Below are 671 nucleotides of genomic sequence, written 5' to 3' on the forward strand. Positions count from 1 at the left end.
CTGATGGGCGTGCGGCGGGTGACGGAGGTCAATGCTGGCCGCAAGACGGCTGGCGTCGACGGCAAGGTCATAGTGAGCGCCCAGGGCAAGGCCAATCTGGCCGACTGGGTGCAGCACCGGGCCAAGCCCTGGTCGCCGCGGCCGGTCAAGCGGGTGTATGTGCCGAAGAACAACGGGCGCCGTCGCCCGCTCGGAATTCCCGTGATCGCCGACAGGGCACTTCAGGCTGTCGCGCTCAACGCACTGGAGCCCGAGTGGGAAGCACGGTTCGAGTCGAGGTCGTATGGATTTCGGCCCGGCCGTGGCTGCCATGACGCGATCAAGGCTATTCATCAGGCAGGGAAAGGAAGGAATGCCAAACGCCTGTGGGTGCTTGACGCGGATCTGGAAGCGGCATTCGACCGGCTCAGTCACGACCATATCTATGCCTCGCTGGGCAGCTTCCCCGCTCGGGGACTCATCCGGCAATGGCTGAAATCCGGTGTGGTCGAGGACGACTGGTTCACACCGACGGAAGAGGGAACGCCTCAAGGCGGTGTGATCAGCCCTGTGTTGATGAATGTCGCTTTGCACGGCATGGAGACTGCTGCCGGAGTTGTCTATCTCCGGCTCGGTACGGATGCCGCGCACGTGGCGGCCGGATCGCCCGTCGTCGTCCGCTACGCCGACGA

The 671-nt window shown here is 64.4% G+C and carries 1 protein-coding gene; it reads left to right on the top strand.

Going from position 1 to position 671, the window contains the following annotated elements:
- A partial coding sequence (locus VXC91_RS46490; RefSeq protein ID WP_329513350.1) for a reverse transcriptase domain-containing protein occupies positions 1-671 on the top strand: 671 nt, incomplete at both ends.

This window comes from Streptomyces chiangmaiensis, from assembly GCF_036281785.1.
Taxonomy (GTDB): domain Bacteria; phylum Actinomycetota; class Actinomycetes; order Streptomycetales; family Streptomycetaceae; genus Streptomyces; species Streptomyces chiangmaiensis.